General features: G+C 66.5%; 8 protein-coding genes and 4 pseudogenes. 5 read left to right on the top strand and 7 right to left on the bottom strand.

The window, feature by feature from the left end; genetic code table 11:
• Nucleotides 1-59 precede the first annotated feature (59 nt).
• From AA75_RS17715 to AA75_RS45715, 3 genes and pseudogenes are all read right to left on the bottom strand, one after another.
• The gene (locus AA75_RS17715) at nt 60-809 is read right to left on the bottom strand and encodes an IS5/IS1182 family transposase (protein ID WP_033821038.1); all 750 of its coding nucleotides are present in this window, start codon (nt 807-809) and stop codon (nt 60-62) included.
• Between the two features lie 161 nt (nt 810-970).
• Nucleotides 971-1,636 (bottom strand): PPC domain-containing protein, encoded by a 666-nt coding sequence (locus tag AA75_RS45720; protein WP_082526603.1) that lies wholly within the window; start codon nt 1,634-1,636, stop codon nt 971-973.
• 403 nt (nt 1,637-2,039) lie between these two features.
• A pseudogene (locus AA75_RS45715) lies at nt 2,040-2,365 on the bottom strand (transposase); the annotation flags it as partial.
• Between the two features lie 159 nt (nt 2,366-2,524).
• Between AA75_RS45715 and AA75_RS17710 the strand changes: the two are divergent.
• Nucleotides 2,525-2,857 (top strand): annotated as a pseudogene (locus AA75_RS17710) (transposase domain-containing protein); the annotation flags it as partial.
• A gap of 2 nt (nt 2,858-2,859) precedes the next feature.
• Here the strand turns inward: AA75_RS17710 and AA75_RS52020 are convergent.
• Nucleotides 2,860-2,949: pseudogene (locus tag AA75_RS52020) on the bottom strand (IS6 family transposase); the annotation flags it as partial.
• Between the two features lie 253 nt (nt 2,950-3,202).
• Here AA75_RS52020 and AA75_RS17705 point away from each other — a divergent pair.
• Nucleotides 3,203-3,886, top strand: coding sequence for a type 1 glutamine amidotransferase domain-containing protein (locus tag AA75_RS17705; RefSeq protein WP_033821037.1), 684 nt, complete (start codon nt 3,203-3,205; stop codon nt 3,884-3,886).
• 224 nt (nt 3,887-4,110) lie between these two features.
• On the opposite strand, the gene AA75_RS17700 is transcribed toward AA75_RS17705, so the two are convergent.
• A complete protein-coding gene (locus AA75_RS17700; RefSeq protein ID WP_233289064.1) occupies nt 4,111-5,316 on the bottom strand; it encodes an IS701 family transposase in 1,206 nt (401 codons plus the stop codon).
• A gap of 106 nt (nt 5,317-5,422) precedes the next feature.
• Between AA75_RS17700 and AA75_RS52015 the strand changes: the two are divergent.
• Nucleotides 5,423-5,533, top strand: a pseudogene (locus AA75_RS52015) (IS6 family transposase); the annotation flags it as partial.
• A 77-nt stretch (nt 5,534-5,610) separates the two neighbouring features.
• Here the strand turns inward: AA75_RS52015 and AA75_RS17690 are convergent.
• Nucleotides 5,611-6,252 carry an IS6 family transposase gene (locus tag AA75_RS17690; protein WP_051812666.1) on the bottom strand — a complete coding sequence of 214 codons (642 nt, stop codon included), beginning with the start codon at nt 6,250-6,252 and terminating at the stop codon, nt 5,611-5,613.
• A 398-nt stretch (nt 6,253-6,650) separates the two neighbouring features.
• Entirely contained in the window at nt 6,651-7,067 is a 417-nt protein-coding gene (locus AA75_RS47580) for a hypothetical protein (RefSeq protein ID WP_149038208.1), read from the bottom strand.
• 23 nt (nt 7,068-7,090) lie between these two features.
• Here AA75_RS47580 and AA75_RS52010 point away from each other — a divergent pair, with 23 nt between their 5' ends.
• Both AA75_RS52010 and AA75_RS52005 read left to right on the top strand, forming a co-directional pair.
• Nucleotides 7,091-7,351, top strand: coding sequence for a transposase family protein (locus AA75_RS52010; RefSeq protein WP_233289062.1), 261 nt, complete (start codon nt 7,091-7,093; stop codon nt 7,349-7,351).
• A 35-nt stretch (nt 7,352-7,386) separates the two neighbouring features.
• On the top strand, nt 7,387-7,632 hold a 246-nt coding region (locus tag AA75_RS52005), incomplete at its 3' end, for a transposase (protein WP_233289061.1).

Raw genomic sequence — 7,632 nt, 5'->3', positions numbered from 1 at the left:
TGAAGATCACCAACAGCATCCCGATTACGGGACAGAGCCGAAATTCTGATACTCCCTTTTCAGCGTTGCCTTTCCAGGGTGAGGACGGCTTTGGCTGCTGACGTCAGGCGGTTGGGGCTGCAGCGAGCGTGCTGGAGGATGCGCCAGCATTTGACGGTGGCGACTCCGCGTTCGACGGGGTACCGCAGTCGGGCGTGGGCTCTGTTGACCGATCTCTGCCTGGTGGTGAGCTCGCCGCGGGGCGGGCGTCTGGCCGGAACGGCGAATGTGCCGCCGGCGCCGGTGTAGGCCATGTCGGCGAGGGCGGGGATGCGGAGTCTGACGCAGGTCTTCACGACGCGGTGGGTGCGGGCTGCGGTCAGGTCGTGGGTGCGGCCGGGCAGGGCTCGGGAGATCCACACGAGTTTGCCTCGGGGATCGGTGATGACCTGCAGGTTTACGCCGTGGCGGCGGTGCTTGCCCGAGTAGTCGGTGCGGCCGCCGCCGACGCGGTTGCACGCGGCGAGGGTGCCGTCGACCAGGACGTACTCGGGATCGGCCTCGCGCAGGGCCCGGGTGAGGCCGGGGGCACGGTGGGCGAGGAGGTCGGTGACCTGGTGGACGTAGGCGTGGGCGGTGCCGACGCTGATCCGGAAGCCGGCGGCGATCTGGGCGAGGGTGTCGTGCTTGCGCAGGTACACCAGTGCGACCAGAGCGCGCTGGGAGGGACGGAGCTTGCACCTGCGGTCACCCTCCCGGGTGACGATCAGCATGGTGACCCACTCAACGAGGGCGTGCGGCAGGTCCAGTGCGGCAGGATAGGTGACCACCAGGGCTCCCCGGCAGAAGAGTTGAGACGTCAGATACCTCACTCAACTGCCTGGGAGCCCTGTCCGTTCTTCCCCCGTCCACGACGCCCAGCCGTCACCCGATCGGTGGCCACTCTGAAAACGCTCACTGTCGTTTGCCTCGCCGATCGGCAGCGGAGTTGTCACATTGTGAAAACCTCGGTATAGGCTCCAGCGCCGGCGTATCGAAGGGTCTGCGCGTAGAGAGTTATCGGGCCTGCCGTGTTGTTTTTGTAGGTGCAGGTGTCGGTGACATTTCCAGCCTTTTCGCTTGCGCAGAGAGTGGTGCCGACGCTATTTTTCAGATAGAGATCAAAGTCGCTTGAAGATGACGTAGGCGTCATGGTTACGGTGAGAGTTTTGCCTGCTTGCAGTGTAACCTTGAAGTAGTCCGTGTCTGACGGTGATGAAATGCTTCCATTGACTGTCGTGGGGGACCCTGAAATCGTATTTGCGGTTGCTATGCTATTGTTCGATTCCATCTCGTTAATCGTTGCCGCCGACGCCGCCGTTGGAAATGCGGCGAATGCGGCACCCGTAAGGGCGGTAAAAGTCAAAGCTGTCACCACGGGGTGGGTCCTTCGGCCGCGGCGAGTTTCCCGGGATGATTCTGCGAGAGCGTCTTCGTTCTGCATTCCGCCGGAAATGTTCTGATGTCCGAATTCCCGCATCGACTTCGCATTGAAAAGCATGAGAGTGTCCCCGTTCAGGAGCCCCGCCTCGCCGGCCGGGGAAATACGTTCGGCAGTCTGAAGCCTCAAGCGGAAGATGGCCGCGGTGATGGCTCCGGAAAGCGATTGGATGACCACTGTAGAGCTGGGCAGGGGATTTCTGTAGGAGTCAGATCACACTCACAGCGCTTCGCCAGAAAAATAGTTGCCGCCGCACCGTGGCATATGAGCGTGACCAGCGGGAACCCGGCGACTGGGCAACCGAAAAGGCAGGTAAAATTCCCAATAGTATGCCCGGAAAAAAATCTTGCTAGACCTGGTGCATGGGCCTGTCGGCACTGTCACGTTGTCGGGTGCTTGATCGTCTGACGGTGTGTCGGTGTGTGCTTGGCCCCGGCCGGGGTCGTGGTTCAGGCCGCAGCGGGCAGGCCGGCGGCGCGGGTGACGCCGGTGTTGTGGTCCCAGATGGTGAGGCGGAGGTCATCTCGAGGCGGTACCTGGCGGCGGTCATCAGGTGCCGGCCGGGCCGGAAGTGGGCTGATATGCCGCTGAACGCGGCGAGGAACCTCTGGGCGGCGCCGGCGGAGGGCCCTTCATCGTCCGCTCCCGCTGCCTGGTGGGTTGGTGGGAGTTCTCGGCCTGGTTGTTCAGACCCTTGTGCGAGCGGTGCTCCACTGAGGACATCAGGGGGCGGCGCGCGGCGCCGTAACTGCGGAGCTTGTCGGTGACCAGCACCCTGGGCACCCGGTGCTGTTTCTTCATGAGCCTGGCCAGGAACCTGCGGGCGGCCTTCGCGTCCCGCTTCGGCTGCACCAGGATGTCCAGGACGTCGCCGTCCTGGTCGACGGCCCGCCACAGGTAGCGGCGCCAACACCGTTGCGTTAAGCCTGTGACCTGCGGCGCAACCCCGGGGTGAAGGCGAAACGGGACCCCTGATAGATCATCTTACGACGAAGCGTGAAGATCATCCCGTTGCAGGAGCAGTCTGCCATCACACCCGCTCGGGGGACGGCACCGGGGGGCCATGCTCCCGGGCATCTTGGCGAGTTGACCCAGATCGTGGATTTCGCTCTGGTGGACGCGGTACTCGCCGAGGCCGGTGCCCGGGAGAAGCGGGTGCGGCTGCTGCCCGCGCGCGTCATGGTCTACTTCGTCCTGGCGTTGGCGTTGTTCGAGCACTGCTCCTACCGGGCGGTGTGGGGCAAGCTGACCGCGCAGCTGCCCGCCGGCGTCCTCATCCGCCCGGCCGTCTCCTCCCTTGCCCGAGCACGCCGCCGCCTGGGCGCGCGGCCGCTCAAGCTGCTGTTCCAAACGCTCGCCGGTCCCGTCGGCGAGCGGGGCCGGCCGGGCGTGCGCTACTTCAGCGGGAACCGGAAGTACAGCCACACGCCGTGGCTGATGACCTCCACCGGGTACCGGTGATTGCTGTACGACGGCGACACCGACGACACGGCGAACCTCTCCCCAGGCACGACCAACCCCAAGATCATCCCACCCCACCGACAACGTGACAGCGCCCACCTGTAGTACCAGTGACAACAAACCGCAGATTCGCAACGAAGGGCATAGAGACCCGCGAGACAGACCTGTCTTTCTACCTGCTAAGATCGAGGAGGGTGTCGCAATCCCGCGGCGCGTTGAGGCCGCCATGATCCATTACTTCCGGTCAGCCGCATGCCTGGCCGAACCGTCGGAAGGACGCGAATGAGCAAGATCCTCGCCGTTGTTACCAACCAGGCATCCTACGGAGCCGCTCCTCACCGGACCGGACTCTGGATCGCGGAGCTGGTCCATTTCTACGACGGCGTCCGAAAGGCCGGATTCGAGGTCGACATCATCAGCCCTGCAGGTGGTCACGTCCCGCTGGACCCGCGGAGCGTCGCGACAGCCGACCGCCGGTCCCGTGAGTACATGAAAGACAAGGACTTCATGGCGGGGCTGAATCACACGGCTGGAGCCGACGAGGTCGACGGCGCCGACTACACCGCCATCTTCTACACTGGCGGGCACGGTGTGATGTGGGACTTCCCCGACAGCACCGCTCTCCAGCTCATCGCACGGAAGATCTACGAGAACGGAGGCCTGGTCTCCTCGGTCTGCCACGGCGCCTGCGGGCTGCTGAACATCACCCTCTCCGACGGCACACTCCTTGTTGACGGCCGCACAGTCACCGGGTTCTCCACTGCAGAGGAACGCGTCGCGATGGTCAAGAGCCGCGTTCCGTTCGCGCTCGAAGATGAACTCCGCGCGCGAGGGGCGAATTATGTGAAGAACACCATCCCCATGACTCCGTTCGCCACCGCCGACGACAGACTCGTCACCGGACAGAACCCGTTCTCCACCAAGGCCGTCACCAGAAAAATCGTCGAAATCCTACGCAACTTCTGACCGCGGGAGCCGGCAGGCCGTTGCACGGTGCTCTCACATTGACCGCGGGTACTACAGCGGTTCTTTGAGAGCTTTTTGGTGCCGGTGCTCGTAGTGGATCTGTTTGGCGATGGCCTGGTGTGCCCGGCGCCAGAGAGACTGGGCGGCGATCACGGCGGGGCGGTGCTGGACATGCCAGGCGATCTGGTGAAGGAGGCGGCGGATCTCCTCGGCGGTGTAGGCGATCAGCTGTGCCGGTGGGTCGGGGGTGGCGTTATGGCGGGGGTGGTCTCGGCGGCCGGCTCGGCGGATTCGCGCGGGGCGGGCAGGTGTGCCGCCCTGGTGGCGGTGACCTGCAGGAACGCCAATGCGGCCATGGCCAAGGTGGCGTGTCGGTGCCAGGCGTCCCAGGTGCGGACCTCGTACTGGTCGAGGCCGCAGTCGGTCTTCGCGGTCTCGAAGAGGTCCTCGATCGCCCAGCGCAGGCCGGCGACCCGGACCAGAGCGGCCATGGTGGTGCCGGCGGAGGCGTGGACGGCGAAGTAGGCCAGTTTCGTGGGATCGGCGATCGAGCGTCGGACCAGCAGCAGGTGCCTCCAGCCCTTTCGGGCCGGGCCGGCCTCGGAGGGCCAGGTCACCTCCGTGACGGCCCAGTCGTAGTACCGCTCGCCCTTGGCGCCCTTCCCGCACGACCGCCGTTCGAAGACCAGCGGGGTCCGGGCGGCGAGGGTGTCGACGCGCATCTCGCCGACATCGGTGAACGTCGTCTCGTCGCACGGGACGGCGAGCACGTAGCCCTTGCGGCGGCGTTCGAGCGCGGCCCGCAGCCTGCGGTCCTGGCCGTAGAGGCTGTCGGCGGCCACCCACGCGAACGGCGTCCTCGCCCGCCATGCCCGCTCCACCATCCGCCGGCCCAGCTCGGGCTTGGTCACCACATCCTTGCCGCGGGTTGTCGGAACGCCGGCCTGCCGGCAACGCGCGACGTCCCCGGCCCAAGTCTTACCGAGGTAGAGCTCCCGGTCGACCAAGGCCCTGCTCTTCGCGGTGACGTAGGCGGCGAACACCGCGACCTGGCAGTTCTCCACCTGCCCTGTGATCCCCGCGTACTGCGGCGCGACCCCGACCGACATCCGGCCCTTCTTCAGCACGGCCGTCTCGTCCAGCACCAGCACCGCCAGCGGATCACCCAGGTACTCGACCGCGAACTCCCGCACCCGGTCCCGGAGCCCGTCCGCGCTCCAGGCCATCCGCCGCAGGAACACCTGCACCCGGTCCGGGGTGCGGTCACCGAGATAGGCGGCGATCTGCCAGCCGTTCTTGCGCTCCACCGGCCCCAACAGCGCCCGCAGGTAGGCCCGCGCGGTCAGCCGCGGCTCCACCCGCCCGAACAACCCGGCGATCCGGGCGAAGAAGTCCTCGAACCACACCGACCACAACTCGACATCACGCAACGTCTCCACGACATCCGCAACGAGCCACCGACCCACCAGACACGATCAACCGCTGTAGTACGGGGTGGGATGATCTTCGGGTTGATCATGCTGGGAGGGGCTCTCCGTGTCGTCCGTGTCGCCGTCGTACAAGGGTCACCGGTACCCGGTGGAGGTCATCTCGCACTGTGTGTGGCTGTACTTCCGGTTCCCGCTCAGCTTCCGTGAGGTCGAGGAGCGGCGTTGTCACGTTGTCGGGTGCTTGATCGTCTGACGTTGTGTCGGGGTGTGCCGGGGCCCTGCTCGTGTCGTGGTTCAGGCCGGGGCGGGCAGGCCGGCGGCGCGGGTGGCGCCGGTGATGTGGTCCCAGATGGTGAGGCGGAGGGTCATCTCGAGGCGGTACCTGGTGGCGGTCATGAGGTGTCGGCGGGGCCGGAAATGAGGTGATATGCCGGTGAACGCGGCCAGGAACCTCTGGGCGGCGCCGGCGGAGCGGAAGCCCTTCATTGCCCGCTCCCGCTGCCTCGTCGGCTGATGGGAGTTCTCGGCCCGGCTGTTCCGCCCCTTGTGCGAGCGGTGCTCCACCGAGCGCATCACCTCGCGGTGCGCGGCGCCGTAACTGCGGAGCTTGTCGGTCACGATCACCCGCGGCACCGACCGGGTCCCGGTCATCAGCTTCCGGAAGAAACGCCTGGCCGCAGCCTTGTCCCGGCGGTTCTGCACGAGGATGTCCAGGACGTTGCCGTCGGCGTCGACGGCCCGCCACGGATACTTCTGCTCGCCGTTGATCCTGATGAAGACCTCGTCCGAATGCCACTTGTCGCCCGGCCGGGGCCGGCGGCGACGCAGCTCGTTGACGTAGGTCTGGCCGAACTTCAGGCACCAGCGCCGGATCGTCTCGTAGCCGCCGTCGACCCACACACACCTGCGGTCACCCTCCCGGGTGACGATGAGCATGGTGACCCACTCAACGAGCGCGTGCGGCAGGTCCAGTGCGGCAGGATAGGTGACCAACAAGGCTCCCTGGCTGGTTGCTTGAGACGGCAGACATCTCGCTCAACCGCCCGGGAGCCTCGTCCGTTCTGCACCTGCACCGTCAGCCTGGGCATCACTCGATCGGTGGCCGCGCTGAAAACGCTCAGTGTCTCCTTTGAAGGGTGTCTACCTACTTCATGACACTCCCACTTGGAGCGGTTCAAGATCCGTTGTGGGATGTGGGTGTCGCCGGGGGTGTCCTGGCAGTTCTTCGGGGGTTCTCCGTGGTGTGGGAGAACCCCCGAAGGGTTGTTGTTCTAGGTTATTGTTCTAGGTTGTTGTTCTATTGGCGTGGCTCGGGGTTGGTCGGGCGGGGGTGGTTAGGGGTTGGGGGTGTTGGTGTCGAGGATGTGGACCTTGCCGACGCTGCCGTCGACGGTTCCTGCGATGCCGGCGTGGAAGCTATTGCCGGTCGGTGCGGTGAACTGGGAGAAGCTGGTCCATGTGCCGTCGTTGCCGTGGCGGAGCCGTAGAGGGCGCCGTTCTTGACGACGAGGACTTCGCTGTCCTTGGAGCCGTCGGGGATGCCGGTGATGGCGATCGAGCTGACCGTGCCGGTCGTGTCGATGGCGCCCCAGCTGGTGAAGGTGTTGGTAGACCTTGTTGTCGGAGGTGCGGGCGAGCAGTTGGCTGGTGCCGTCCGAGATCGCGGCGATGGCGAGTTCCTTGCCGCCGGTGGCGGTTGAGCCGGGGACCTGGGCCCAGCTCCAGGCGCCGTTGGCTGCACGGGTGCCCATGTACAGCCGGTCTGGTGGCGCGGTTGGCGTTGCTGCCGGATCCGCGGGACCGGCGCGGTCTGCGTCACCCGTTGGTGAGCGTGGTGCTGGTCGCCGCGTCGGCGGTGCTGGCCGGCGCGCGGTCGTTCCGGGCGATCGGGCAGTGGGCCGCCGAGGCGCCGCAGCACGCCCTCGCCAGGCTCGGGGCACGGACCGTGGGCGTGTTCGGCCTGTGCGTGGCGCCCGGCACCTCGACGATCCGGCGGGTGGTCGGCGCCGTCTGCCCCGGCGGCGGGCCGATCTGACCGGCGCCGACCCGGCCGGGGCGGACACGGTCGCGGTGGACGGCAAGAGCGCCCGGGGCTCGCGTACCGACGACACCCCCGCCGCGCATCTGCTGGCCGCAGTGACCGGCGCCGGCCGGACCGTGACGCAGGTGCGGGTGCCGGACAAGGCGAACGAGATCACCTGCTTCGGCGCCCTGCTGGAGCCGTTCGACCTGACCGGGGTGATCGTGACCGCGGACGCGCTGCACACCCAGCGCGCCCACGTCCGGTTCCTGGTCGAGGAGAAGAAGGCGCACTAC

This window comes from Kitasatospora sp. MBT63, from assembly GCF_000710465.2.
Classification (GTDB): Bacteria; Actinomycetota; Actinomycetes; order Streptomycetales; family Streptomycetaceae; genus Kitasatospora.
The sequence above is the reverse complement of the archived record's forward strand: the minus strand, read 5'-3'. Positions and strand labels throughout refer to the sequence as shown.